This is a genomic window from Pseudodesulfovibrio aespoeensis Aspo-2, from assembly GCF_000176915.2.
In the GTDB taxonomy this organism is placed as follows: Bacteria; Desulfobacterota; Desulfovibrionia; order Desulfovibrionales; family Desulfovibrionaceae; genus Pseudodesulfovibrio; species Pseudodesulfovibrio aespoeensis.
In genome coordinates this window covers 1,721,295-1,747,466 of sequence record NC_014844.1, presented here as the reverse complement: position 1 = coordinate 1,747,466, position 26,172 = coordinate 1,721,295, and the positions used below count along the sequence as shown (strand labels likewise).

The window sequence follows — 26,172 nt, the reverse complement described above, 5'->3', positions numbered from 1 at the left end:
ATGTCTAGACAATATATGGCCCTGGTTTCCCTGTCCGTCTGTCTGGTTTTCGCCGGCCTTGCCCATGCAGGCAAGGCCGTGGCGCCCGAGGACATGCCCGATCTCATCCAGAAACGCTACGAAACCCTCAAGACCTTCAGGTGCGACTTTGTCCAGGAGCTGACCAATGTGGCCAGCGGGGATGTCGAGGAACGCCGGGGCCGCATCTGGTTCCGCCAGCCCTCCCAGGTCCGCTGGGAGACCCTGGAGCCGGAGAAGGAACTGCTCGTGGTCGGGCCGGATTACGCCTGGGATTACATCGAAGCCGAACAGCTGGCGCTGAAGTATGGGGTCGAGGCGCTGCTCGATTCCAAGACCATCCTGCGCTTCATCTCCGGGCGGGCCAATCTCAAGGAGGATTTCGTGATCAAGACCGAGTGGCAGGGAGCTGATGAGGTCCGCGAGCGGTGGGGCAAGGGCTTCACCGTGTTGCAACTGCTGCCCAAGGAACCAGAACCGGGCATGGTCCTGGCCTATGTCGGCGTGGAGCCTGACACAGGGCTGCTGCGGCAGGTGATGATCGTGGATTTCTACGGCAACGGCAACGAGGTCCGCCTGTCCAATGTCAAGCAGGACATCAAGCTGTCTGCCGACATGTTCACCTTTGTCCCGCCCGAAGGCGTTCAGGTTGAGGACAACACCCAAGGATTCTAGGAGATTGAATGGCTTGGCGAGTGGTTGCCAGGCCCGAAATGTCAGGCCAGACTGACCGCTTTTTTCAGGGCGGTCAGTTCCGCAGCCGTCAGCTCGCGCCATTGGCCGCGCTTGAGATTGCCCAGTTCCATCGGCCCCTGTTTGACCCGGTGCAGGCGCAGGATGGTCAGCCCCAGCTCCTCGCACATCCGCCGAATCTGCCGGTTGAGCCCCTGAATGAGCGTGATTTCGAGCACCTGGCTCCCGGCCACGGGCGGGTGCAGGATCGCGTCCGCAGGGGCCAGCCTGTCGCCCGCCTTGAGGGTCATCCCGGACTGCATGGTCCGGATCGCCTTTTCCGGCACAGAACCCCGGATGGTCACCTCGTACACCTTGGGCAGATGCCACTTGGGATGGGTCAGCCGGTGGCAGAGTTCGCCGTCCGTGGTCAGCAGCAGTAACCCTTCCGAATAATAGTCGAGCCGTCCCACCGGGAAGGGTCGAAGTTCCACGATCTCCGGCGGAAGCAGATCGAGCACGGTGGTGCGCCCCTGGGGGTCCCTGGCCGTGGTCACGATTTCCACCGGCTTGTGGAGCATGATGGTGATGTCGCCGCCGCTGCCCGGCAGGACCACGGGCCTGCCGTCCACAGTCACATGATCGCGGGCCGGGTCCACCTTGATGCCCGGCGAGTCGGCCTTTTCACCATTGACCGCGACCCTGCCGCCAAAGACCAGATCGTCCGCGCCGCGGCGCGAGGTGACGCCGCATTGGGCGATGAACTTGTTCAGGCGCATCAGGGAAGAGTCGTCGGACATGTGGTTTCCACACCGGGCCAGGCCGGATTTGCGTGCAATGGGGGATGAAACAGCGGCGGGACGAGGTCCGTCCCGCCGCTCACGAAAGAGTATTAGACGTGAACCGTCTTGGTGGCAAGCTGGAAACTGGTGACCACGTCGAGCATGTTGGTCACCTGGCCGACCTGCCGCTGGCCGGTCAGGCCGAAGTGCTCAAGGCAGGTGCCGCAGACAAGGATGGACACGCCAGTCTGCTCCAGAGCCGCGAGCTGGTTCAGGCACGGGCTGCCGGGCACGGCCAGCCGTACCCCGCCATTGACCAGGATGATGCGCCACAGCTCGCCTCCAATCTCCTTGAGGGTGGCCAGGAAGTTGAACATCAGCCTGCCGCCGAGACCATCGTCGCCCGAGCCGATGACCTCCGAACTGATGAAGACCAGAATCTTCTGGGGAGCGGTCCCGGCATCCGAGGTTGCCGACTGTCCGCCCGTCGCGGGCTGCGCCTGATCGTCCTGCGCCCTGGTTCCGGTGATGAGGTATTGGCGGTCCGATTGCGCGGTCTCAACCCGATACCCCCTGGTGCCGAGAAAGCGGGAGACGTTGTCTTTGGCCGCCTCGTTGTCCACGGCCACGGTGATCCGCTCCGGGTTCAGACGCTCCACCGCGTCCTTGCAGCGCAGCACCGGCTGGGGGCAGGGGAGTCCCTGGCATTCGAGTGTTGTTTCAGACATGAATTCCTCCTTGAAACCGGAATCAATCATAGACCGGCCTGCTCGGTCAAATAGATATGATTTATGCCTGGATTTGCACCAGGGGGTCGTCGAAAAGTCGGTGGGCTTGTCTTGGAGCGAAACAGTCTATAAGGGTAACAAAACTGCATACCGGACTCGACCATGAAGATACCCATTGATCCGACCCGACTTTCACCATTCCTAGCCACTCTCTATCGGCTGTGGATCGCCACCATCCGTTTCGAGGTGCACGGCGATTTGCAATGCATCCTGGCCAAGCGCGAGCAGCGTCATCCCCTGGTGCTGGCCCTTTGGCACGGTGAGCTTTTCTCCTTGACCGGGTTCGGTCATACTTCCATCAGTTCGGATGTCGTGACCTTTGTCAGCCAGAGCAAGGACGGCGAGGTCATCGCCCAGGTGCTGGAAAAGCTCGGCCACGCCACGGTCCGGGGGTCGAGCACGCGCGGCGGTGTCAGGGCGCTGCTCCAGGCCATCCGAGTGATGGTGAGAGAAAACCGCATGGCCGTCTTTACCGTGGACGGCCCGCGCGGACCAAGGCACAAGGCCAAGGGCGGCGTCATCTACCTGGCCCAGAAGGCCGGGGCCGCCATAATTCCGCTGCGGGCCTATCCCGTACGCAAGAAGGTGTTTCACAGGTCATGGGACCGGTTTGCGCTGCCCCTGCCGTTCACGCGCTGCCACATCTATGTGGGAGAGCCCATGGCCGTGACCACGGAAAAGCTGACAGAAGAAACGCTGGCTCGCGAGCAGGAACGGCTGGAAAAGGCGATGCTCGCCCTGGGTCCGGAGAAAGATCAGCAATGACAGAGGGACGCCGCAGCGTCCCTCTGTGTTTTTCGTCTGCTAGACTTTCATCCGGGCCGTGCCGTCCTTGTAGAAGGGCAACCCGGTCCTCTTTGCCTCAAGCTCGACCCGGGCCGTCTTGATGACAAAGAGGTCTTTCTCTGCATCTTCAGCCCGGACATAGGCCAGGGCCACGCAGTGGCCCAGGCTCGGGGCAAAGGAACCGCTGGTGACAACCCCGGTCTTTTCGCCGGACGGCAGGAAGACCTCGTCGTAGTGGCGGGCAGTGCGGCGGCCTTCGATGGCCAGGGGTACCAGCATCTGGCGGACTGTGCCGAGTCCGGCCCTGCCGATGTAGTCGGTCTCTTTTTTCAGGAAGAACCCGGCCCCGGCCTCCACCGGCGTGTGTTCATCGTCGAGATCCTGGCCGTAGAGGGGATAGCCGATCTCAAGGCGCAGGGTGTCGCGCGCGCCCAGGCCCACCGGCTCCACACGCGTGTCTGCCGCGAGCTTTTCCCACACTGCGAGCGCCTTGTCTGCGGGCAGGTACAATTCATAGCCAAGCTCGCCCGTGTACCCGGTCCGGCTGATGAGCATGGGGAATCCGAGGCAGTCTGTGGCCTCGAAGTTGAAGTATTTCAATTCGTTCCATTTCCTGCCGGTCAGGGCGTTGATCACGTCCAGGCTTTCGGGGCCTTGCACGTCGATCTTGCCGGTCTCGTCGCTGATGTCGGTGAAGGACAGCCCACCTAGCAGGTTGGCCTTGATCTGGCTGAAATCCTTGTCGCGGCATGCGCCGTTGACCACGAGCATGTACTCGTCCTCGGCCAGGCAGTAGATGATCAGGTCGTCGATGATGCCACCGGACGCGTTGAGCAGGAAGCCGTAACGGCACTTGCCAGGGCCCAGCGTGGTCAGGTCGTGGCTGACGACCGTGTTCAGGGCGTTCATGGCACCTGGACCGGCCAGCTTGAACTCGCCCATGTGGCAGATGTCGAAGATGCCTGCCTTGGAGCGGGTGTGCTTGTGCTCGATGATGATGCCCTTGTATTGCACCGGCATGTCAAAGCCGGCAAAAGGGGCCATCTTGGCGCCATGCTCGCGGTGCCATTTGGTGATTGGGGTTATTGCCAGGGATTCCAAGGGTTCCTCCTTGCGGATGTGTCTAGACGGGTGTCTTGCCCGAGGCGCTCAGTGTCCGGGATTTCCTGATGGAACGGAACTCGTCGAGCAGGGCCACGAGGCGTTGGTAGTGCTTCCTGATTTCAAGGCCATAGGGGGACAGGGACTCCTCCCTGACTTCCACATACTTGCGGCGCAGGTACGGGTCGGCCACAACATCCTCGCCAATGATCAGGACTTTTGCAACAAGCTTGTCGAAATAGTTGACGATCTCGAATTTCAGATCGCCGAGGATGTCAGTCATGAGTTCGAGCATCTCCTTGTAGGAGACCGGCTCGCCCCGATAGCGCCTGGAGCGCAGCTCTTCAAGGATGCGCACCTTGCGCGCCTGCTGGATATGGCTGAATCGCGACCAGACCTCCTGGTGCAACTCGTAGTGCTCGCTGAAAATGTCGTAATTGTCCGGGGCCAGCAGGTAGCCGTCGAGCACCTTGACCAGTTGGGAGTAGTATTCGTCCGAGTAGTCCACGATCCGGTACATGTGTTTTGAAAGCCACATGAACAGCACCTTGAGCCGTTTCTCGTGGGTTTCGGTGGAGTTGATGACCTCGGAGCGCTTGTAGTTGATGGGCACGCGGCATTCACCGCGCACGATGTCGTTGAGACGCAGGAGCATGTTCTGGATGTTCTGGATGATGTTCAGGCTGTCGATGGACCGTCCGGTCAGGGGATGGATGACCTCCTGCCGGTGGACCGAGAGCGCCCTGTCCTCGCGCACGTTCTTGGAGTTGTACTCGTGCTGCTGGTAGGTGACGCGCAGGATGACGACGTGGTTTTTGCGATCCACGAAGAATCCCTGGTCATCGAACAGCTCGATGGCCTCCTTTTGCCCCTCGTTGATGCGAACCAGACCGATCTTCTCCACCCTGGGGTAGCGGCGCATCTTGCCGGGGGCGTCCACGGGCCGGGACATCAGCGTGGTGATGGTCCGGTCGCTCTGGCCCAGGACGCGGACGATGAAGCGCTGGTTCTGACGCAGCAGCCTGATGGCAAACATGGCCGACGAGGTGCGCCGTTCCGAGACGATGGGAAAGCCGTACAGTTCCATCATGAACTGGTAGACGAACAGCCGGTTGCATTCGTAGAGCATGCTGTTGCCAGGCTTGAACTTGCCGATCTTCAGCCCGAACTGCTTGAGCTCGCTGTCCAGATTTGACGGCAGCGAGGCGTAGATGCCCTGGAGGGTGAACCGGCCAGAGGCATCGTGGGCCACGACATGCGCCCGTTCGAGTTCGAGCAGGAATGGAAGCAATTCTCCATAGTTGTCAATGGCGCAGATGTCCTTGTTTTCAAAATGACGCAGAAACTCGTCATGATGGCGCTTGGGCAGCCGGCTCTGGAAGGTGCGGGTATTGGTGCCGATGACGGATTCCTCAAGCTGGCAGGAGTGCTCCTTGAGGTGGACGCCTTCCCATTCGGCAAGGGAGTGCAGGGCATCGTATTGAAAGACTTCCTGAAACGAGTTGAGGGGGCGGTCGAAGACCACCATGCTGAAGCCTGGGAGGTTCTTGTACTCGTAAAGGTCCACCTCAAAGGAGGGGAGCAGCTCCCTGGCCTCGACGAGCGGGTAGTCCCCGTTCTCGAAATACGGCTTGAGCAGACAATGCTTGATGTGGGAATAGTCGAGGAATACCTTGATATCCTCAAGAGTTTCCAGTTCCCGGAAGGGCGTCTTGCTCCCGGTTTCCCCGTAGCCAGGCGCTTGGCTGAACGCATTTTTCCACATTGATGGCTGTGTCCGTGATCAGGTGATGATACCAACTCGTCACGCACACTTTTTGCGCGACTCTCAATTCATACACATATTTAGGGGTGAATTCAACGGATTTAACAACACGAATTCCGAAAGTGGAGGGGAGTGGGCGCTCGGCCCCAGGCATTACGCATTCGCGCTTCAAATGCCGGATTATCAATAGTCCAGAATAATTGACACTATGTCTCCATTTGGCTAGAATACGCGAGGTTTGACCCCGAACAGCGAAAGGTGCCATGCGAGGTGGAGCGGATGAAAAAGAAAGACCAGTGCCCACGGGCCAAGATCAATGAACAATACTGTACCTGCACAGCGTCCTGCGACAAGCACGGCATCTGTTGCGAGTGTCTTCACTATCACAGGCAGCGCGGCGAGATTCCGGCCTGCTTCTTCACTTTGGAGGAGGAGAAGACCTACAATCGGACCGTGGAATTCTTCATTCAGCGCAGGTCGTGAGACACTGTTTTCAGTACAAGGAACCGGGCGGGGCTATCCGCCCTTTTTTTATGGAGATGAACCGATGACCCACGTTGACGGACCGACTGTCCTGGCCGGGCTAGAACGCATCGCCGCACGGGCCGGGGAGATCGTGGTGCAAGCCTCGACCAGGGCCAGGAAGATCACCCACAAGGGGCGCATCGATCTGGTCACCGAGACCGACATAGCCGTGGAGGAGATGCTCAAGGGCGAGTTGCCCGGCCTGCTGCCCGGAGCTGATTTTCTGGCTGAGGAATCGGCCAGCGATACCGAACCCGGCGAGCTGACCTGGATCATAGACCCGGTGGACGGCACGACCAATTTTGCCAACGGGCTGCCGTTCGTGGCCAATTCCATTGCCTTGTGGCAGCGCGACAGGGTCGTTCTTGGCGTGGTCAATCTGCCCTTGCTCGGAGAGATGTTTTCCGCGCGCCTGGGCGGCGGGACAAAGCTCAACGGCAAACCCGTGGCCGTGTCTGCCGAGGGGACCATGGAGCAATCGCTCCTGGCCACCGGGTTTCCCTACGCCATTGATGAGCATCTGGAGACGGTCCTCAGGAATCTCAGGACGATCCTGCCTCGCGCTCAGGGTGTGCGCCGGGTGGGGGCCGCTGCGCTTGATCTGGCCTATGTGGCCTGTGGCCGCTACGAGGGGTATTTTGAAAGCGCGCTCAACCCGTGGGACACGGCGGCAGGATGGCTGCTGGTGCGCGAGGCGGGCGGCCAGGTCACCGAGTATGACGCGGGCAGGGAGTATACGTTGCGCTCAAAGACCATCCTGGCGACCAACGGGGTCATCCATGATGCACTGAGCCGGTTGATTTGCGAGGGCTAAACGCTTACAAGCATACCGGCTTCCCAAAGGGTGACCAGATTGGGGGTCAGGAGTTCGCGGAACTCCTTGACCAGGCAGGTCAGCTCCTCGCGGGAGAAATAGTATCCCTCACAGACCTCGTCGCTGTTCGGGTTTATGGACTGGGTGTTGCGGCTCACGGCAAAGATCGAGACATGCTCGAACCCGGTTTCCGGGCAGGCGGGCAGGGCCCTGATGAACTGGGGGGCCTCGGCTCCCAGGTGCAACTCTTCCCTGAGGGTGCGCATGGCGGCGTCGCGGACGGCTTCACCAACATGGGGATGGGTTCTGGCCGAAACGTCCCAGCGGCCCGGAAAGAACCGCTTGTCCATGTTCCGTTTCTGCAGGTAGATTTTCTTGTCCGCGTTGAAGACCAGGACCTGGACCGAGCGGTGTTTGAGCAATTGGCGGTGGACAATATCCTTGGCCAGGACAGCCAGAGGCCGGTTCGCGTCGTCCACCACCTCGACAAAACGGGTGGCGTCGATCCTGGCAGGTGATTTTTTGGTGAATATCATGTCCTGATCCCGGTTTTTCTGGTGTGCTCGTGCAGGACATATACACGCAATGGCCGCGTTTTTCCAGCGGTCAGAAGGGGAGACTGGAGAGCGTCATGGGTGAGAGGGTTGTGCCGCTTGGCGAATCCGACATGGAGGAGCTCATCGAGCTTGAACGGCTGTGCTTCGCCTACCACTGGACGCGCGAGCAATTCGCCATGGGGCTTGAGCGGGGCGTGTACAAGATACTGGGCGTCCGCAGCCAGGGCCTGCTGGCCGGGTACATCGCCTTCTCCCTGATCGAGGACGAGATGGAGATCCTGAACCTGGCCGTGCATCCCGGCTTGAGACGGCGCGGCCTGGGCCAGTCGCTGCTGGCCGGGGCCTTTGACATCTGCACCGGGAAGGGGATTGCGAAGAGTTTTCTCGATGTCAAGGTATCCAACACCGCAGCCATCGATTTGTATCGGAAATTCGGGTATGAGCAGATAGGGGTCAGGAAACGGTATTATCCTGACACCAAGGAAGACGCCTTGTTGTTCAGGCATGACTTCAAGCGGGATTGACTCCAAAAAACCATCAAAGGCAACGATATGAAATTTATCGATCAGATTGACATCGCGGGCAGGAAACTGCTCTTCCGTGTGGATTTCAACGTCCCCCTGGACGAGGGCGTGATCACCGACGAGAACCGAATGATCGCGGTCCTCCCGACCCTGCGATACGCGCTGGAGCAGAACGCGGCCATCATTCTGTGTGCCCACCTGGGCAAGCCCAAGGGCAAGGCCGTGTCTGCGCTCTCGCTGGCACCCGTTGCCCGGCGTCTCGGCCAGATGCTGGGCATCGATGTGCCCCTGGCGCCGGACTGTATTGGCCCGGAGTCGCGGCGCATGGCAGCGGAACTCAAGCCCGGACAGGCCATGATGCTCGAAAACCTCCGCTTCTATCCCGAAGAGATCGGAAGGACGGAGGAGGAGCGGGGCGATTTCGGCAAGCAGCTCGCCTCCATGGCGGATATCTATGTCAACGACGCCTTTGGCGTGGCCCACAGGGCCAACGCCTCGGTAGTGGACGCTCCGAGATACGCCGCCATGTGTTGCGCCGGTTTCCTGGTCAAGCGCGAGCTCGAATATCTCGACAAGATCCTGATCAGCCCGGACAGGCCCTATGTCTGCGTCTCGGGCGGGGCCAAGATATCCACCAAGATCGGCATTCTCAACAACCTGCTGGGCAAGGTGAACGACATCGTCATCGGCGGGGCCATGGCCAACACCTTTTTGCTCGCTCTGGGCCACCCGGTCGGCAAATCCCTGGTGGAGACCGATCTCGTCCCTGAGGCCCTCTCAATCATGGCCAAGGCGGGCACGCTTGGCACCACGCTGCATCTGCCTGTCGATTTTCTCTACGCCGCAACGCACACCGCCACCGAGGCCGAGGGTGTCTGCGCAGCCACCGCCATTCCGGATCATTCGCTTGTGCTGGACATCGGGCCTGAAACAATCAATAACTTCGTGACAGTGATCTCCAAGGCCAGGACCGTGGTCTGGAACGGCCCCATGGGACTCTTCGAGACCCCGGCCTTTGCCGAAGGCTCTTTCGCCGTGTGTCGGGCCATCGCCGCCCTTGACGACGCAACCACCATCGTCGGCGGAGGAGACACGGACGCCGTGGTTCATATGCTTGGACTTCCCAATGAATTCAGCTTCATATCCACGGGCGGCGGCTCCTTCCTCCAGTTCCTGGAGGGCAAGGACCTGCCCGCGATTCAAGCCTTAAAGGAGTGCATGAAGAAATGAAGAAATTGATGGCCGCCAACTGGAAGATGTTCAAGACTTGGGACGAGGCGCAGGCCACGGCCCGCGGACTGGTCGAGCTTGCTGCGGCAAAACTCCCCCAGGATCGCGAAGTGCTTGTCTGCCCGCCGTTCACCTGTCTCAAGGCGGTCTCGGACGCGTTTTCGGGAGTGCCTGGTTTTGCCACGGGCGGCCAGGATTTCTATTTCAGGGAAGAGGGCGCGTTCACCGGCGAGATATCGCCCGCCATGCTCCGCGATGTTGGGGCGGCATACGGCCTGACAGGCCACTCGGAGCGTCGCCATGTCCTGGGTGAGGATGACGCCTATATTGGCCAGAAGACCGCGTTTGGCCTGTCCGCCGGGTTGCGCGTCATCCTGTGCATCGGCGAACTCATCGATGAACGCAGGGCGGGCCGCGTGGAAGAGGTCCTGGAGCGCCAGCTGCGCCTGGGCCTGAAGGACGTGCCCCTGGATGTCTCGCCCGAAAGAATCAGCGTGGCCTACGAGCCTGTCTGGGCCATCGGCACCGGCGAGGTGGCCGGGCCTGAGGAGATTCTTGCGGCCCACGCCTTTACCCGAAAAACCATGGCCGCCATCCTTGGCAAAAAAGCCAATGAAATGCGCATATTGTACGGAGGCAGCGTCAAGCCTTCCAACTGCGCCGAGATTATTGCGCTTGACAATGTCGACGGTGTCTTGGTAGGAGGCGCGAGCTTGCAGAGCGAAAGCTTTTCTCAGATCGTTCTGGCCTGATGAGCAAGCGGATTGTAACGAGGGAGTATAAGGTAAGATTGTGGATAATTTAGTCATTGTCATCCATGTTTTGGCTTGCATCTTTTTGATCGGCGCAGTAATGCTTCAATCCGGTCACGAGGGGATGGGCGTCATCTTCGGCGGCGGGAGCAGCACCATGTTCGGCAGCACCGGCGCGGGCGGCATCCTGGTGAAGATCACGGCAGGCTTGGCAACGGTTTTCCTGATCACCTCTCTGACCTACAACGTCATCACCGGCAACAAGGTATCTACGCAGGATTCCCTCATGCTCAAGGGTGACGGCATCGTCCAACCGATCGTCCCGGCTGATCAGCAGAAGCCCGGCGTGAAGTTCATGGACACCGGCGACAAAGCCAAGAGCGAATAGCTCAAAGCATAAAGCCGAGGTGGTGGAATTGGTAGACACGCTGTCTTGAGGGGGCAGTGGAAGAAATTCCGTGGGGGTTCGAATCCCCCCCTCGGCACCACGAATGAAAAAGGGTTGCGGCTAACAAGCTGCAACCCTTCCTCTTTTGGTGCGTCCAGTATCCTTTTACTCACGGGTGCATCCCATACGCCGTATGCTCATGCCTATGTTCAGTCGTCCTCCGAAGGACAGCAGCACGTATTTCCTCAATTCGGGTTGTGTGAATGATACTTATATGCCAGCATGTCATTATAATGTCCTATGATCTTGTCTTTCATCGTGTCACTCATGCACCTAAATCGGGAGGAGAGCATGGACCGTAAATTCCATTCCCTGGCCATCATCTGCGCGAACGTTGTGTTTGCCACTGTCCTGGTGGCCTTGGCCCAGGCCGAGCTGGTGGTGGGCAAAGCCTCACCCGACGAGGTCATGGCCATGCTCAAGGAAGGCAACGAGCGGTTCGTCGCCGGGAAGGCGCTCCATGAAAACACCGACGCGGAGCGGCTGGCCCAGGCCGGGAACGAGAGCCAGGCCGATCATGCCTTTGCCACCGTGCTTTCCTGCGCGGATTCCCGCGTGCCGGTGGAGCGGATTTTCGACGCCGGATTCATAGACCTGTTCGTGGTCCGGGTGGCGGGCAATGTGGTGAAAACCGACGAGGCCGGGTCCATCGAGTACGGGCTGGCCCATGTGCACACGCCGGTGCTGGTGGTCATGGGGCACACCCAATGCGGCGCTGTCGCAGCCGTGACCGACGTGGTGCAGGGGCGCAAGCTGACGTTTGAACGCAATATTCCGCCGCTGGTCGCTCCCATCATCCCGGCTGTGCAGCGGGCCATCGCCGCCCATCCCGATGCTTCGGGCAGGGCCGTGTTGCCCTTTGCCATCGAGGAGAACGTCTGGCAGGGCATCACGGACCTGTTCATGCAGAGCCCGGCCACCCGCATGATCGTCAGGTCCGGCAAGGTCAAGGTGGTCGGGGCGATTTACGACGTCGGGACTGGCCGCGTCAGTTGGCTGCCCGAGTCCAGGGTTCTCGAACTGCTGGACGCGGTGGAGCGCGACCCTGGCCGTGCCATGAACGCCATGGCCGAGTAGGGCAGAGCGGTCGCCAGTTCCTGGCGAAGACACTCGCTCCAATGAACGAGGCCCGCACGGCGTATTCGCCGTGCGGGCCTTGTGCGTTGAGGGGGAGGGCGGTCTAGAAGGGGTAGACCAGGGTGGAGCCGCCGGTGGTCGGGGTCTGTCCGCCTTTGCCCATCTTCTTGTCGATGGCGTCGATGCGCGCCTTGGCGGCCTCGCGCTGTTCCTTGCGGTCGGCCCGGCTGACCACGGTGTTGAGCAGCCGTTTGGCCGTGTCGTATTTGCCCTGTTTTTCGTAGATCAGGGAGGCGCGGTACATGGCGGTCAAAGCCCAGATGTTCTCCTGGGGGTACTTCCAGGCCAGTTGCAGGTAGTAGTCCAGCGCCTTTTCCGTGTTTTGCATGCCCTGTTCGCCCTCGCCGAGCCAGAACAGGGTCTCGGCCTGGAGGGTGGTGGTGATGGTGTCGCGGCTGGCCCAGATGGCCAGGAGCTGGTCGCGCGCGGTCACGAAGTCGCGTTTTTGCTGAAAGAGCAGGGCCATGCGCAGGCGGGTCATGACCGGGATGGCCTCGGAAGAGGCGGCCATCTGCCGGTATGTCTCAAGGGCGGCGTCCTCCCGCCCTGTTTCGAGCTCAAGGCGGAGTTTGACATCATACCACTTCATCTTTTGGGCCGGTCCCAGAGTGTCGGCCTTGATGCTGTTGAGGTAGAAGGCTCCGAGCTGCAACTGGTTCAAGCGCACGGCCTGATCCGCCAGGTAGAGGGTGCTCTCGATGCCGAACGCCGTGTCGTCGAACAGGTAGGCCGAGCGCTTGGCCAGATCCTCGGTGGGGGATTTCAAGAATTCCTGCTGCCAGCTGGCAAGCAGGAGCAGCTTGTCCATGGGCCAGTCGCGCTGCGAGAGGGGGGTGATCTTGTCTGCCGGCGCGGAAATCCAGAAAGGGGCCTCGTCCGCGTTCACTTCATACCCGCCAGCGCTGCACAAGGCGGTCAGAATCGGGTGGACCTTGATGGCCTCGGCCTGATTCTCGGGCAGGAGATTGTTCAAGTTATCCTTGAAGCGCATGGCGCCAGCCAATTGCAGGGCCAATGGAAGCATGCGTTTATCTGTTTTATTCCAGGCGTTTGCCGAGGTAATGAAATCCCCGTTGGCAAGGGCGAGGGCAAACTTGAAGCTGCCGAGCAGGGCCCCGGTCTGCTCGGAGATGAGCATGGAGCCGAGTTCGTTGTCGATGGCCCGGTTGGCGTCGTCCAAGGGCATGGAAAGGATGTTGTTGCGGAACGAGGTCCACGGTCCGGACTCCGGGTTGCCAAGCAGCCACTGGGAACGGGACACGGAATAGGGCGCAAGCAGGTTCCCTTCCCAGAAAGCGTTGGCTTTCAGATAGTTACCGCCATCAAAGACAGTGAGGTCAGACGGCAGGCTGCCGGTTTCGAGAAAGTCGATGACCATGCGCCAGAAGGCCCGGACCTCGTCCCTGCTCAGGGTCTCGACAGAAACCTTGGCTTCTTCGAAATTTTCGAGGGAAACCAGGGCAAGGGCCTTGACGATTGCGTCGCTGTCGGCCTGGGAGACCATTGAGGCAACCCCGCCAGTGGCCGGGGAGGGCGACTGGCCATGGACCTGCGAGGCCAGGGCCGTACCAGCGGTGGTCCAGTAGCTCCCGCCCCAGACAGTGGCTCCGACGGACTGAATCCGCTTGAGGGCCTCGTATTGCACGTCCCGTGAAAGGGTCGTGTTGGCACGGAAAGACCAGAAACGCTTGAGCCAGACATCCATCCAGACGTGCTCCAGGCCGGCTTCATCCTTGAAGCGACGGATCATGGTGTTCGCGTCCGGGGTCAGCGAGGCCGACTGGCTGAACCAGAGCACGGCCTTGTTCAGGTCGCCCATGGCGCGCTGGGCCTTGCCGCCCAGCCAGAGTCGCTCGATCTCATAGGCATTGTCCGCAAAGGCGGGAGTCATCTCGATGATCTCCAGGGCCTTGCCCGGAGAGTTGAGGTTCAGGTAGACCTCGGCCCGTTTGAGGATGACATCGGGCGCGTCGCTTGAGGATTCGGACGCGTATTCCTGTTCGAGTCGGTCCCAGGCACCATACTTTTCGAGCCAGCCCTCAAAGGAGTCGGCGGATGCAGACTGGGCGGCGCAGTCAAAGGCGAACCCATGAAGGACAAGGACACCGGCTGCCAAAATGATCAAAATTCGTTTCATGGCTCTCACACACCGCTAGCGGCATTTTGTTGGTTTCCGAAGGCCATTCCCTTAACAGGCTCGACAAAAACTCTCAATGGGCCAATTTCGCGGTTCCCGGAAAATGGCTCCCAAGAGAGGGCGGATCAAGGCCCGGCCAACCAGCTTTCACCCTTATTTTTTAAAAGTTTACATAATTTACATTATGAGACAACTGTGTATAATGTTGAAATAGCAGAACAAGCCAATGCTTTAACTCTTGGCATCGCGTTGTTCGTCCCTCGACCTCTCTCGTTGTGTCCTGAAAATCCTTGTGGAGGCATTTTCATGTTCACCCGGCATGATCCCGGTCATCAAATCAGGAAAAACGCTTCCAAGGCCGTGCCTGCCCGTCCTGACTCGTCGGACCTCTGGCATGGTTGCCCTTGGACAGGCGGCGCGCACTTCGTGGAGCCGTTGGTCAGATCACTGGCCCTGGCATGTCCATGAACGTGAGCACCTTCATACAAAGGTGCTCACGTGTCCCCGCACACAGGACGCAAAAAAAGCCCGTTGCCGGGCTTTTGTGAAGTGTTGGATGAGGTCTGGGCTATGCTTCGTCTTTGGGCTTTTCCACGGGATCAACGGTGATGGCGTCGATCTGCTTGAGGTAGATGTCGCGGCATTCATAGGAGCAGAAGACGTGCAACTTCTCCCCTTCCCTGACGCGGATGTCTCCGTCCTTTTCCACAAAGGTGCCGCATACCGGGTCCTTGATCATCTCCCCGGAGGCGACCTTCTGCTTCATGGTTTCCTTCTGGCCCATTTCCTTTTTCTTCTTGTCTCCGGAAAAGAGCTTGTAGACGAGAAACAAGGCGAGGCCGATGACGATGAACTTCAGCATGGAGCGCTCCGTGGTGGTTTAGGAATCCTGCCAGATTTTGTTGCCGTCCAGCCGGTACCGGATGGCGGCAAGGGCCTCGTCCACCGTGGTCCCGTCGGGAAAGACGAAATCAGGCGCGATCTCCTTGAGCGGAATGAGCACGAACGCCCTTTCCCTGGCCCGCGGATGCGGCAGGGTCAGGAAGTCGGTGTGCATGACCACATCCCCCCAGGCGATGATGTCCATGTCCAGTGGACGCGGACCGCCCGGCACCTGCCGGTTCCGGCCCAGCTGGGCCTCGATGGCCGTGCAGGTGGAGAGAAACCCGGCAGCCGCCCATATCTCAGCATCGATTTCGAGTTTGATCATCTGGTTGGCGAACCAGGGCTGATCCCTGATCTCCCCCTGCGGCTCGGTCAGGTAGATGCTCGAAATGGCCTTGAGCGAAATCTCGTCGCCATAGGTCTCAAGCCGCGTCAGCGCTTCGTTCAGGTTCTCTTCGGGGTTTCCCTCGTTGGAACCGAGGCTGACGTAGCAGATTACAGTTTCGATATTCTGGATACCGCCTCCTCGAGCTTGTCGTTGTTTACGGTGAGAGAGATGCGGAAATACCCTTCGCCGGGAGTGCCGAAGCCATTGCCTGGCGTCAGCACCACGCCCGTCTGCATCAACACGTTGGTAACGAATTCCGACGACTTGTAGCCTTCGGGGGTGTTGCACCACATGTAGAAGGAGGCGTCGGGGACGCGGTGCCTGATACCCGCCTTGGTCAGGGCCGCGCTGACCACGTCGCGCCGCTCCTTGTAAATGGCGCGGAACTGCTCGGCGTAGGGCTCGCCATCCCTGAGGGCGGCGATGCCCGCTTCCTGCACGGCCTGGAAGATGCCGGAATCGCAGTTCTCCTTGATCTTGCCCAGCCCGGCAACCAGGCTCGGGTTGCCGACAGCCATGCCGATGCGCCATCCGGTCATGTTGTAGGTCTTGGACAGGGAATGAAATTCGATGCACACGTCCTTGGCCCCTTTGCATTCAAGGATGGACATGGGCCGGTCGTCGGGGTTGTAGTAGATTTCGGTGTAAGCCGCGTCGGAGACGACGATGACGTTGAACTCCCTGGCTTTTTCGATGAGGCGCTCGTAGAACTCCCGGGTGGCCGTGGCCGCAGTCGGGTTGTTCGGATAGCACACGAAGATCATCTTGGCCTTGGCCCAGGTGTCGTTGCTCACGGCGTCGAGATCGACCAGGAAGTCGTTCTCCTCAAGCAGCGGCAGATACTGCACCTCGCCGCCCGCGAAGTTGGTGGCGATGCCGTAGACCGGATAGTTGGGCGTGGCCACCAGGGCCACGTCGCCCGGATTGATGAACGCCAGCGGGAAATGGGCGATGCCTTCCTTGGAGCCGATGAGGCTGACCACCTCGGTGTCAGGGTCGAGATCCACGTCGAAACGCTGCTTGTACCAGTCGGCCACGGCCTGCCGGTATGTTTTCATGCCTATATAGGAAGGATACTGATGGTTCCTGGGGTTCTTGGCGCCGTTATACAGGGCCTCGATGATGAATTCGGGAGTGGGAAGGTCGGGGTCGCCTATGCCGAGGCTGATGATGTCCATGCCCTTGGCCGCCACCTGGGCCTTGGCCTTGTCGATGGCCGCGAACAGGTACGGGGGCAAAGTCGAAAGGCGATCCGCGAGACTGAAAACTGTCATGTATGAACTCTCCTTGCAGTAAACTACGAAGTGTCTTTCATAATTGGGCGGTGTCCCACTGTCAATGTGAACCATTGCTCTTTGTGCGCCCACTTGATAGCTATCGGATGAAGGCGTGGCCGGACCACCCCTGCCGGACCGTGAGCGATGGTTGGGGACGGGACAATTTTATTGCACCATTTCAAACACTCAGAGTGATTGTGGCGTGATCATGGCCAGGGAACAGAAATCAGGCAGAGACACCCCCCCTGCCCACCATTGGGTGGACGGCTACCTTGAGCATGTCCTCATCGAAAAGGGACTCTCCGAAAACAGCCTGTCCGGCTATTCCGCCGACCTCGCCTCCCTGCTTGCCTTTCTTGAGGAAAAATCCTTCCGCCTTGAAGACCTGACCGAGCGCACGCTCTTTTTATATCTGACATATCTGCGCGCCAGGGGACTCCAGAGCCGCTCCCTGGCCCGACACCTTTCGTCCCTGCGCGGCTTCTTCGCCTTTGCCCTGGACCAGCGCTGGTACAAGGAAGACCCCGGCCATCTGCTGGAGAATCCCAAGCTGCCCAAAAAGCTCCCGGAATTCCTGACCCGCGAGGAAATGTCCCGTGTGCTCGCCCTGCCCGAAACTGCCACAAAGCTGGGCATGCGCGATCAAGCCATGCTGGAGCTGCTCTACGCCGCCGGGCTGCGCGTCTCGGAGCTGATCGAGATGAAGGTGCTGGACTACGACGCCCAGACCGGGCTGCTCCGGGTGTTCGGCAAGGGGGCCAAGGAACGGCTGGTGCCCATCCACTATGTGGCGCAGGATGTGCTGAGTCGCTATCTGCTGAACACCCGTCCCGCCTTCCGCCCTGCCGTGGACTTCATGTTCCTCAACCGCTCGGGCAAGGGGCTGACCCGTCAGGGGGTGTGGAAGCTGATCAAGACTTACGCGGACAAGGCCGGAATCAAACGGAGCATTTCGCCCCACACCTTTCGCCACTCCTTTGCCACCCATCTGCTCGAAGGCGGCGCGGACCTGCGCACCGTGCAGATGCTGCTCGGCCATTCCGACATCTCGGCAACGGAAATCTACACCCACATCCAGGCGGGCAGGCTCAGGTCGATCCACCAGCAATACCACCCGCGGTCCTCCATGTGATCGCCACGGCTGACACCCCCATGAACGCAAACGAAAAGATACATGCCAAGACCGTGATCACGGCCCACGCCAACGCGGATTTCGACGCCCTGGCCGCCATGGTCGCGGCCAGCAAGCTCTATCCGGGCGCAACCCTCGTCTTTCCCGGCAGCCAGGAGAAGAGCCTGCGCAACTTCTTCATCCAGAGCACGACATATCTCTTCAACTTCAAGGCTTTCAAGGACATCGACCCCGACGATGTGGAACTGCTGGTGGTGGTGGACACCCGTCAGCGCTCGCGCATCCCCCAGGTGCGTCCCCTGCTGGACAAGCCGGGGTTGCGCATCCACCTCTATGACCATCATCCGGACACGGACGACGATCTGAAGGCGGAAATGAGCGTGGTCAAGGACTGGGGCTCGACCACGGCCATCATCGTGGCCGAGATGCGTACACGCGGCATCACCCTGAACGCCGAGGAAGCCACCCTGCTCGGGCTCGGCATCTACGAGGACACCGGTTCCTTTGGCTTCAACTCCACCACCCCGCACGATTTCGAGGCCGCAGGCTGGCTCAAGGGTCAGGGCATGGACATCGAGGTCATTTCAGACCTTCTCTCCCATGAATTGTCCGCCGAGCAGATCACCCACCTGGGCGAGCTGCTCCAGAACGCGGCCACCTACGACATCCACGGCGTGGACGTGGTCATCACCGAATTGTCCACGGACCGCTTCGTGCCCGACTTCGCCCTGCTGGTCCACAAACTCATGGACATGGAGAACATCCGGGTCGTCATTGCCCTGGGGCGCATGGGCGACCGCATCCACGTGGTGGCGCGCTCCAAGCACCCGGATGTCAGCGTCGGCCAGATCTGCACCTCCCTAGGCGGCGGCGGACACGCGGCTGCGGCCTCGGCCACGGTCAAGGACCGGACCCTGGCCGAGGTGCGCGACGATCTCTTTGCCCTGCTCTACTCCCACATCAACCCCCAGATCGTGATCGAGAGCCTGATGTCGCGCCCGCCGGTGGTCATCGAGGACGACAGGGCCATGAACGAGGCTGTGGAACTGATGACCCGCTACGGCCTGAAGGATGTGCCCGTGGTCGCCAGCGGCACCATGCGCTGCGTCGGCATCATGGGACACCAGACCGCGGACAAGGCCCTGTCGCACGGCCTGGGCAAGCTCGGCCTGAGCGAATACATGAGCCGCAAGTTCGAGACCGTGGAGTCCGGGACCGATCTGTACCGGGTCATGGAGATCATCCTGGGCAAACGGCAGCGCATGCTTCCGGTCATGGACGGCGAAACCCTGGTCGGGGTGATCACCCGGACCGACCTGATGAACATGCTCATCGACGAACCGGCGCGGATTCCGGACTCGCTGCTGCCCGAGCGGCGCAGGGAGCGCAACATCGCCTCCCTGGTCAACAGCCGACTGCCCCAGAAGATGATCGATTTCCTGAAGGTCGCGGGCGAACTGGGCCAGGATATGGGCTGGGAGGTCTACGCGGTGGGCGGTTTCGTGCGCGACATCCTGCTGGCCCGGCCCAATTTCGATCTCGACCTGGTGGTGGAAGGCGACGCCATCGCCTATGCCCGGCGGCTGGCCCGACAGCTGGGCGGCAGGGTCAAGGCCCATGTCAAGTTCAAGACAGCGGTGGTCATCCTCGACGACCAGCGCGTGGACGTGGCCACGGCCCGGCTCGAATACTATGAATACCCGGCGGCCCTGCCCACGGTGGAGCTTTCGTCCATCAAGATGGATCTGTACCGGCGCGATTTCACCATCAATGCCCTGGCCCTGCGCATCAATCCGGGCCGGTTCGGCCAGTTGGTGGACTTTTTCGGCGCGGAGCAGGACATGAAGAACAAGGCCATCCGGGTGCTCCACTCCTTGAGCTTTGTGGAAGACCCGACCCGCATCCTGCGCGCCATCCGCTTTGAGCGGCGTTTCGAATTCCAGATCGGCGGCCAGACCCTGCGCCTGATCAAGAACGCCCTGAGCCTCGACCTGTTCAGCAAACTCTCCGGCACCCGCATCATGCACGAATTGCAGCTGATCATGGCCGAGGAGAATCCGCTGGCCTGCCTCAACCGGATGCAGGAGCTGGGCATCATGGAGGCGATCCATCCCCTGCTCAAGCTCTCGGCGGACCGGGTGCAGGTGCTCATGGAGCTTGGCAAGGTCAACAACTGGTACAAGCTGCTCTACCTGGAGCCCAGGGTCGTGCCATGGAAGCTCTATCTGCTGGGTCTGACCATGGGCATCAAGCGCGACCAGATCGGTCAGGTGACGTCGAGGCTGCGCTTCACCACCAAGGAGGAGCGCGAATTCCTCCAGTTGCGCGACATGATCGGCGACGCCCTCATGCGGCTCATGAGCTGGCGCGAGGACAAGTCGCGCTTGAGCCGGCTCTCCGCCATTCTTCGGCCCATCCCCCTTGAGGGCGTCCTGTTCCTCATGGCCCGCAGCAGGAAGGAGCACATCCGCCGGGGCATCTCGCAATACCTGACCCGGCTGCGCGATGTGACCATCGACGTGTCTGGAACCGATCTTCAGGAGATGGGGCTTGCGCCTGGCCCGGCCTACTCGGCCATCCTCGTCAGGGTGCTTGAGGCAAAGATCGACGGCAGGGCGCAAACGCGCGAGGACCAGCTCCGGCTGGCCAAGCGGCTCGGGCGTGCTTTGTCGCGCACGTGTAAGGAAGGCGACGGTTCGTGAGCGGTTTCATGCTTGCCCAAAGACGCCAAGGCGTGTAGAAAAATCAGGCCATTGGTGATACTGAGAGTGCTGCCGTCATGGCGGTCGAACAGGAGTGGGCCATGGCAAAAAGCCATGTATCCGTGATAGGATCAGGCCAGTGCGGGCCGAATAGTGAGGGCCGGGCGCTCTACGCAGCCGCTGTCGAGCTGGGAGGCCTGCTGGCCAGGAACGGATATGTCGTGGTCTGCGGCGGCCTGGGCGGGGTCATGGAAGGCGCGTGCAAGGGCGCGCGCGAGGCGGGCGGCAGGACCATTGGCATACTGCCGTCGAGCGACCGGACCACGGCCAACGCCTGGGTGGAAATCCCCATCGCCACCGGGCTTGGCCCCATGCGCAACATGCTGGTGGTGACCAACGGCGACGTGATCGTGGCCGTGGGCGGCGGGTTCGGCACCCTCTCGGAGGTGGCCCTGGCCCGCAAGACAGGCAAGCCGGTGGTGGCCATCGGCGACATGGGCGCGATAGACGGCGTGCAGCGGGCACGGGATCCGGAACACGCCCTGTCGATTATCAAATCAATTCTTGAGCGGAAGTGATATGGAAGTATTGTGGGCGCCGTGGAGGCTGAACTACATCCTGGGGCCAAAGCCGGACGAATGCGTGTTCTGCATCCCTGAGGACCAGGCGCAGGACGAGGAGCGGTGCATTCTGGCCCGGGGGCGGTACTGTTTCGTGATCATGAACAAATTCCCCTACAACAACGGACATTTGATGGTCACACCCTACCGCCATGTGAGCAGTCTGCTCGACCTCAGCCTGGAAGAGTCCAACGACTGCATGCTCTGGCTTCGCCACAGCACCTCGGTGCTGGAGCAGGCGTTCCACCCCCATGGCATCAACATGGGGCTGAACCTGGGCGAGGCCGCCGGGGCCGGGATCGCCCAACACATGCATTTCCAGATCGTTCCCCGATGGAACGGCGACGCCTCGTTCATGGCCGTGTTCGGCGAAACCACGGTCATTCCGGAGCATCTGAGTTCAACCTATGCCCGGCTTCGGCCTCTGTTTGACGCAATTACATCGTAAGGAGTAGGCTCATGCGTTTCATCAAAGTTCTGTTTCTCCTGGCTCTTTTTGTCTTTTCCATCCTTTTCTTCAGCCAGAACAACGATGTGTTGCTCCAAGGGCTAGTCCTGAAGCTGGAAATCCCCTACACCATGACGCTGCACTCGGTTCCCCTGCCCTTTGCCGTGTTGATCATGGCCGCCTTTGTGGCAGGGGCCATCCTGACCATGATCTATTTCGCGCTGGACAAGTTCCGCTCCGGCGTCAAGCTCAGGGAATGCAAGACCCGCATGGCCAGCCTGGAACAGGAACTGAACTCCCTGCGCAACATGCCCATCAACGAGACGCGCTCCTACAACACCGAAGAAAAGTCCGAACAGTCCAACTGACGGGAAGCCCATGGCCTGGAATCCGTTCAACCGCAAGAAGCCCTCTGACTTCAACCAGAAGCTCAAGGCTGCGCGTGAAGTGACTGGCGGGGAAGCCTTCCTCGTCCAGGACACCCGTGCGGCCATCGAGGAGTTGAGTCAGGTCGTCAAGAACGACCCGGAGGCGGTTGAAATCTATCTCGCGCTGGGCAGCCTCTACCGCTCCCAGGGCGAGATCGAGCGCGCCATCCATATCCGCAACAGCCTCATCGTCAGGCCCGGCCTTGCCCGCGAGTTCAAGGCCCGCGCCCTGTTCGAGCTTGGCCGCGATTTCCGGCGCGGCGGTTTTCTGGACCGGGCCGCACAGGCGTTCGAGGATGCCCGTGCCCAGGGGCAGGATGCGGTCGCCATCCAGCACGAGATGGCCCGTCTGGCAGCGGAACGCGGGGCGTTCGAAAAAGCCGCCGAGGCTTTTGGGCAGCTCAATCTGCCCCTGCCGCAGGCGCACTATCTTGTCCGCCTTGCCATGGATTATTTCAAGGAAGGCAAGGAATCCCAGGCCAATCGATCACTCCGGCACGCCATCCGCGCCTATCCCGGCGCGGTCGAGGCGTGGCTTGAGCAGATGGTCCAGGCCTACAAGTCCGGCAGCGAGCGGCGCGTGGCCGACATCCTGCGCGAGGCCCTGGACAACGTGGCTTCGGACCTGCGCTTTGTCCTGCTCGAAGGGTTGCTCCAGGCCCTGATCAAGGCGGAGCGGCCCATGGACACGCCGCCCGACGAGAACGCCGAGTGGGCCGGGGTCTGCTCGGACCGGGCCGTGGTCACTGCCGTGGTGCCGGTCATCGAGTCGCAGGAGCCGGACGTGCTGCTGCTCTACTACGGGGGCGTGTACCTGCTGCGCATCGGCGACATCGAGAACGCCAAGAGCTGGTTTGAGAAGACCCTGGTCATGCAGTCCGATTTCTGGCTGGCCCGCCTTGAGCTTTTCGAGCAGTCGCGCATGGATCAGACCCTGACTCCGTTCTTCATGGAACAGTTGAACTTCTTCATCGACCGGGCGCGCATGGTGCGTCGCTTCTTCTGCCGCCGCTGCGGCCTCAAGCGCGACCATCTCTTCTACAACTGCCCCCGCTGCCGCAGCTGGCATTCCATCGGTTTTCGCAAAGATTTCTCGCAATAACCAACCCTGCCGGTGTCGTGGAAAAGCAGAAACTGACCCCCATGCTGGAACAATACCTCCGCTTCAAGGAGGAGAATCCCGGTTGCCTGCTGTTCTTCCGCATGGGCGACTTCTTCGAGCTGTTCTTCGAGGATGCCCAGACCGTGGCCAGGGCCGTGCAGATCACGCTGACCAGCCGCAATCCCAAGGATGACAACCCCATCCCCATGTGCGGGGTGCCGCACCACGCTGTCGAGCCCTACCTGACCCAGTTGCTCGACAAGGGATACCGCATCGCCATCTGCGACCAGATCGAAGACCCCAAGGAGGCCAAGGGGCTGGTCAAGCGGGCCGTCACCCGCGTGCTCACTCCCGGCACCGTGGTCGAAGATTCAAACCTCAAATCCAAGGAAAACAATTACCTTGGTGTGATGTTCTGGGACTCGGACAGGAACGCGGGCGGCGTCGCCTGGGTCGATTTCTCCACCGGGCAGTGGTCCGGCCTGCACAGCCGCCGCGAGCCGGAGCTGTGGCAATGGATCGTCAAGATCGGCCCGCGCGAGCTGCTCCTGCCCCAAGGGCGCAAGGTGCCGCCCCAGTATGCCGAGCTGGAGGCGCAGGTCACGGGCGTGCCGCCCGCCTCCTATTTCGATCCGGCCATGGCGGCCCGGCGCATTGCCGAGGTGCAGGGGACGGCCAGTCTCGACAGCCTTGACCTGGGTGACAAGCCGGAGCTGGTGCGCGCCTGCGGCGCGCTGCTGACCTACCTTGAGCACACCCAGAAATGCCCCCTCACCCACCTGGGCGAATTCAGGCCGCTCAACCTGGGCAAACACCTGCTCCTGGACGAGGTGACAGAGCGCAATCTCGAAATTTTCCGCCGCCTTGACGGCAGGCCGGGCAAGGGCACCCTGTGGCGCGTCCTGGACCGGACCATGACCCCCATGGGGGGACGCCTGCTGGAGGCCCGCCTGCGCCAGCCCTGGCGCGACATTGTTCCCATCGAAAAGACCCAGGATTGCGTGGTCTTTCTCCACGACCGCGACCAGCTCAGGGCCGACCTGCGCCAGGCGCTCGACGGGGTGCACGACCTTGAGCGGCTCTCCACCCGCGTGGTCCTGGGCCGGGCCACGCCCAGGGATTTCGTGGCCCTGCGCCAGAGCCTGCCCATGCTGCCCAAGGTCCGCGCCCTGCTCGCCGGGCTTGACCTTGACACCGCGCCCGACGTGAAACGGCTGCTCCTGAAATGGGACGACATGGAGGACTTGGCCGGACTGCTCGAATCCTCCTTCGTGGACTCCCCGCCTCCCCTGATCACGGACGGCGGCCTGTTCCGCAAGGGGTTCGACCCTCGGCTAGACGAACTGATCGAGCTCAACGAGCACGGCGAGGACAAGCTGCGGACCCTGCACCAGCAGGAGTTGGACGCAAGCAGCATCCCCAAGCTGAAACTCGGCTACAACAAGGTCTTTGGCTATTATTTCGAGGTTTCCAAGGCGTACAAGGGACAGGTGCCCGACCATTTCATCCGCCGCCAGACCCTGGTGGGCAGCGAGCGCTACATCACCCCGGCCCTCAAGGAAATGGAAGAGCGGATCATCTCTGCCTCTGACGAGCGCAAGGCCCTGGAACACAGCCTTTTTCTGACCCTGCGCGAACAGGTGGCCAGCGCCCGGAGCCGGTTCCTGTTCATGGCCGACGCCGTGGCCGCCCTGGACTACTGGCAGGGGCTGGCCGAGGCCGCCCGGATCAACGAGTGGCACCGGCCAGAGCTGCACGACGGCCTGGACATCGACATCGAGGCGGGCCGGCACCCGGTGGTCGAGGATGCCATGGGCCGGGCCACTTACATCCCGAACGACCTGCGGATGGACAGGGACAAGCGCATCCTGCTCATCACCGGCCCGAACATGGCGGGCAAGTCCACGGTGCTCAGACAGGTAGCCATCTTCGTGATCATGGCCCAGATCGGCTCCTTTGTCCCGGCCCGCCGGGCGCGCCTCGGGCTGGCGGACCGCGTCTTTTCGCGGGTGGGAGCCTCGGACAATCTGGCCCAGGGCCACTCCACCTTCATGGTCGAGATGACCGAGACCGCCCGCATCCTGCGTCAGGCCACCCAGCGCAGTCTGGTCATCCTCGACGAGATAGGCCGGGGCACCAGCACCTATGACGGCCTTTCCCTGGCCTGGGCCGTGGTCGAGGAGCTTGCCACCCGCGCCAGGGGCGGCATCCGCACCCTGTTCGCCACCCACTACCACGAGCTGACCGGCCTAGAGGGAAAGATCGAGGGGTTGAGAAACCTCAATATCGCGGTCAAGGAATGGAAGGGGGACATTGTCTTTCTGCGCAGGCTCGTGCCCGGCCCGGCAGACCGCAGCTACGGCATCGAGGTGGCCAAGCTGGCCGGGGTGCCCAAACCGGTCGTGGATCGTGCGCGGGAAATCCTTGCGAACCTCGAAGAAAAATCGCAGGATACCCGTTCCAGGGGTGCGGTTGAACGCGCCTCGCAGAAGCTGCTGCCCGGATTCGCCCTGGTTCCCCCGTGCCCGCAGGAAACGTGTGGGGATGCGGCGTGTCCGGCCCCCGGCGCACCGGTGCCGGAGCATCCCGTCATCACCCGGTTGACGGCCCTTGACGTGGACGGCATGACGCCCATAGAGGCATTGATGCTCCTCAACCAGTGGAAAGGCATGATCAAGCAATGAGCAGATCGACTCCGCAGATGAAACGTTCCCTGGCCGCCCTGGCCGCCCTGCTCCTGCTCGTCCAGGCCGCTCTCTCCGGGTGTGCCCTGGGCAAGAAGGAATGGCCGCAGCCCCAGCAAAGCGAGGACACCTTCACCCTGGAGATCATGGCCGCGGAACGCACCGACACCTGCCTGCTGCTGACCATCGCGGTAGGCGGCGCGGCCCGGCGGTTGTACCGGGCCAGCATCCAGTACGAGATCGTGGGCGGCGGCGACGGCGAGGGGTGCGTGGGTTGTCCGTTCGTGCCGAGGGACGCCGTCCATTTCACGCGCAACCAGGGCGCCTTCGATCTGGTCGGCAACACCTTGAAGCTGAGCCTGTGTACCCTTGAGCCGGACAAGCAGTACCGTTTTCGCGTGGCTGGCAAGAACGACCTGCCCGCGCTCCCCCTGACCTATACCGATGTCTTTGTCACCACGCAGTAATCC

Annotated in this window: 27 protein-coding genes and 1 tRNA gene; 19 read left to right on the top strand and 9 right to left on the bottom strand. The window is 61.2% G+C overall.

Annotated features, from left to right (window positions below; translation table 11 throughout):
* Positions 1-693 carry a LolA family protein gene (locus tag DAES_RS07880; RefSeq protein ID WP_013514508.1) on the top strand — a complete coding sequence of 231 codons (693 nt, stop codon included), beginning with the start codon at positions 1-3 and terminating at the stop codon, positions 691-693.
* A gap of 41 nt (positions 694-734) precedes the next feature.
* On the opposite strand, the gene DAES_RS07875 is transcribed toward DAES_RS07880, so the two are convergent.
* Positions 735-1,490, bottom strand: coding sequence for a pseudouridine synthase (locus tag DAES_RS07875; protein WP_013514507.1), 756 nt, complete (start codon positions 1,488-1,490; stop codon positions 735-737).
* Positions 1,491-1,582: 92 nt separating this feature from the next.
* Positions 1,583-2,200, bottom strand: coding sequence for a sulfurtransferase-like selenium metabolism protein YedF (gene yedF, locus DAES_RS07870; RefSeq protein ID WP_041271699.1), 618 nt, complete (start codon positions 2,198-2,200; stop codon positions 1,583-1,585).
* 162 nt (positions 2,201-2,362) lie between these two features.
* Between yedF and DAES_RS07865 the strand changes: the two genes are divergently transcribed.
* Positions 2,363-3,025 carry a lysophospholipid acyltransferase family protein gene (locus DAES_RS07865; protein WP_013514505.1) on the top strand — a complete coding sequence of 221 codons (663 nt, stop codon included), beginning with the start codon at positions 2,363-2,365 and terminating at the stop codon, positions 3,023-3,025.
* Positions 3,026-3,064: 39 nt separating this feature from the next.
* Here DAES_RS07865 and gcvT read toward each other — a convergent pair whose 3' ends face one another.
* Both gcvT and DAES_RS07855 read right to left on the bottom strand, forming a co-directional pair.
* Positions 3,065-4,147: a glycine cleavage system aminomethyltransferase GcvT gene (gene gcvT / locus DAES_RS07860; protein WP_013514504.1), complete on the bottom strand. Its 1,083-nt coding sequence runs from the start codon at positions 4,145-4,147 to the stop codon at positions 3,065-3,067.
* A gap of 22 nt (positions 4,148-4,169) precedes the next feature.
* Positions 4,170-5,912, bottom strand: coding sequence for a hypothetical protein (locus tag DAES_RS07855; protein WP_013514503.1), 1,743 nt, complete (start codon positions 5,910-5,912; stop codon positions 4,170-4,172).
* A 279-nt stretch (positions 5,913-6,191) separates the two neighbouring features.
* Between DAES_RS07855 and DAES_RS07850 the strand changes: the two genes are divergently transcribed.
* Together DAES_RS07850 and DAES_RS07845 are read left to right on the top strand one after the other, a co-directional pair.
* Complete coding sequence (locus DAES_RS07850; protein WP_013514502.1) at positions 6,192-6,395, top strand: DUF6485 family protein; 204 nt, start codon at positions 6,192-6,194, stop codon at positions 6,393-6,395.
* A 64-nt stretch (positions 6,396-6,459) separates the two neighbouring features.
* The gene (locus DAES_RS07845; protein ID WP_013514501.1) at positions 6,460-7,251 is read left to right on the top strand and encodes an inositol monophosphatase family protein; all 792 of its coding nucleotides are present in this window, start codon (positions 6,460-6,462) and stop codon (positions 7,249-7,251) included.
* On the opposite strand, the gene DAES_RS07840 is transcribed toward DAES_RS07845, so the two are convergent.
* Positions 7,248-7,787, bottom strand: a complete 540-nt coding sequence (locus tag DAES_RS07840; RefSeq protein ID WP_013514500.1) for an NUDIX hydrolase — start codon at positions 7,785-7,787, stop codon at positions 7,248-7,250. The two genes, DAES_RS07845 and DAES_RS07840, sit on opposite strands and share 4 nt — an antisense overlap.
* Positions 7,788-7,882: 95 nt before the next feature.
* Here DAES_RS07840 and rimI point away from each other — a divergent pair, with 95 nt between their 5' ends.
* From rimI to DAES_RS07810, 6 genes are all read left to right on the top strand, one after another.
* A complete protein-coding gene (gene rimI, locus DAES_RS07835) occupies positions 7,883-8,332 on the top strand; it encodes a ribosomal protein S18-alanine N-acetyltransferase (protein ID WP_013514499.1) in 450 nt (149 codons plus the stop codon).
* A 27-nt stretch (positions 8,333-8,359) separates the two neighbouring features.
* The gene (locus tag DAES_RS07830; protein ID WP_013514498.1) at positions 8,360-9,562 is read left to right on the top strand and encodes a phosphoglycerate kinase; all 1,203 of its coding nucleotides are present in this window, start codon (positions 8,360-8,362) and stop codon (positions 9,560-9,562) included.
* Positions 9,559-10,314: a triose-phosphate isomerase gene (gene tpiA / locus DAES_RS07825; protein ID WP_013514497.1), complete on the top strand. Its 756-nt coding sequence runs from the start codon at positions 9,559-9,561 to the stop codon at positions 10,312-10,314. Before DAES_RS07830 ends, tpiA begins: the two co-directional genes overlap by 4 nt.
* A 40-nt stretch (positions 10,315-10,354) precedes the next feature.
* Entirely contained in the window at positions 10,355-10,702 is a 348-nt protein-coding gene (gene secG, locus DAES_RS07820) for a preprotein translocase subunit SecG (RefSeq protein WP_013514496.1), read from the top strand.
* Between the two features lie 13 nt (positions 10,703-10,715).
* Positions 10,716-10,802: transfer RNA gene (locus DAES_RS07815), tRNA-Leu, on the top strand.
* A 251-nt stretch (positions 10,803-11,053) separates the two neighbouring features.
* Positions 11,054-11,839 carry a carbonic anhydrase gene (locus DAES_RS07810; protein ID WP_013514495.1) on the top strand — a complete coding sequence of 262 codons (786 nt, stop codon included), beginning with the start codon at positions 11,054-11,056 and terminating at the stop codon, positions 11,837-11,839.
* A gap of 103 nt (positions 11,840-11,942) precedes the next feature.
* On the opposite strand, the gene DAES_RS07805 is transcribed toward DAES_RS07810, so the two are convergent.
* Positions 11,943-14,036: a tetratricopeptide repeat protein gene (locus tag DAES_RS07805; protein WP_013514494.1), complete on the bottom strand. Its 2,094-nt coding sequence runs from the start codon at positions 14,034-14,036 to the stop codon at positions 11,943-11,945.
* Between DAES_RS07805 and DAES_RS17590 the strand changes: the two genes are divergently transcribed.
* A complete protein-coding gene (locus tag DAES_RS17590) occupies positions 13,989-14,504 on the top strand; it encodes a hypothetical protein (protein ID WP_157864825.1) in 516 nt (171 codons plus the stop codon). The two genes, DAES_RS07805 and DAES_RS17590, sit on opposite strands and share 48 nt — an antisense overlap.
* Before the next feature lie 100 nt (positions 14,505-14,604).
* Here DAES_RS17590 and DAES_RS07800 read toward each other — a convergent pair whose 3' ends face one another.
* Genes DAES_RS07800 through DAES_RS07790 form a run of 3 tightly spaced genes read right to left on the bottom strand, consistent with a single transcriptional unit; the run spans position 14,605 to position 16,583 of the window.
* Positions 14,605-14,898 (bottom strand): TRASH domain-containing protein, encoded by a 294-nt coding sequence (locus DAES_RS07800; RefSeq protein WP_013514493.1) that lies wholly within the window; start codon positions 14,896-14,898, stop codon positions 14,605-14,607.
* Between the two features lie 18 nt (positions 14,899-14,916).
* The gene (gene folK / locus DAES_RS07795) at positions 14,917-15,417 is read right to left on the bottom strand and encodes a 2-amino-4-hydroxy-6-hydroxymethyldihydropteridine diphosphokinase (RefSeq protein ID WP_269077530.1); all 501 of its coding nucleotides are present in this window, start codon (positions 15,415-15,417) and stop codon (positions 14,917-14,919) included.
* Positions 15,417-16,583 carry an LL-diaminopimelate aminotransferase gene (locus tag DAES_RS07790; RefSeq protein ID WP_013514492.1) on the bottom strand — a complete coding sequence of 389 codons (1,167 nt, stop codon included), beginning with the start codon at positions 16,581-16,583 and terminating at the stop codon, positions 15,417-15,419. Before DAES_RS07790 ends, folK begins: the two co-directional genes overlap by 1 nt.
* A 211-nt stretch (positions 16,584-16,794) precedes the next feature.
* On the opposite strand from DAES_RS07790, the gene xerD reads away from it, so the two are divergent.
* From xerD to DAES_RS07750, 8 genes are all read left to right on the top strand, one after another.
* On the top strand, positions 16,795-17,718 hold the full coding sequence (xerD, locus tag DAES_RS07785) for a site-specific tyrosine recombinase XerD (RefSeq protein WP_013514491.1): 924 nt from the start codon (positions 16,795-16,797) through the stop codon (positions 17,716-17,718).
* Positions 17,719-17,738: 20 nt separating this feature from the next.
* Complete coding sequence (locus DAES_RS07780; RefSeq protein WP_041271696.1) at positions 17,739-20,420, top strand: CBS domain-containing protein; 2,682 nt, start codon at positions 17,739-17,741, stop codon at positions 20,418-20,420.
* A 101-nt stretch (positions 20,421-20,521) separates the two neighbouring features.
* On the top strand, positions 20,522-20,998 hold the full coding sequence (locus DAES_RS07775) for a TIGR00725 family protein (protein ID WP_013514489.1): 477 nt from the start codon (positions 20,522-20,524) through the stop codon (positions 20,996-20,998).
* A 1-nt stretch (position 20,999) separates the two neighbouring features.
* Positions 21,000-21,488: an HIT family protein gene (locus DAES_RS07770; RefSeq protein WP_013514488.1), complete on the top strand. Its 489-nt coding sequence runs from the start codon at positions 21,000-21,002 to the stop codon at positions 21,486-21,488.
* 11 nt (positions 21,489-21,499) lie between these two features.
* Positions 21,500-21,856, top strand: a complete 357-nt coding sequence (locus DAES_RS07765) for a lipopolysaccharide assembly protein LapA domain-containing protein (RefSeq protein ID WP_013514487.1) — start codon at positions 21,500-21,502, stop codon at positions 21,854-21,856.
* Positions 21,857-21,866: 10 nt separating this feature from the next.
* Positions 21,867-23,018 (top strand): tetratricopeptide repeat protein, encoded by a 1,152-nt coding sequence (locus DAES_RS07760; protein ID WP_013514486.1) that lies wholly within the window; start codon positions 21,867-21,869, stop codon positions 23,016-23,018.
* Positions 23,015-25,702, top strand: a complete 2,688-nt coding sequence (mutS, locus tag DAES_RS07755) for a DNA mismatch repair protein MutS (protein WP_041271386.1) — start codon at positions 23,015-23,017, stop codon at positions 25,700-25,702. The genes DAES_RS07760 and mutS overlap by 4 nt, the downstream gene beginning before the upstream one ends.
* Entirely contained in the window at positions 25,699-26,169 is a 471-nt protein-coding gene (locus DAES_RS07750; RefSeq protein WP_013514484.1) for a hypothetical protein, read from the top strand. The genes mutS and DAES_RS07750 overlap by 4 nt, the downstream gene beginning before the upstream one ends.
* Positions 26,170-26,172 lie beyond the last annotated feature (3 nt).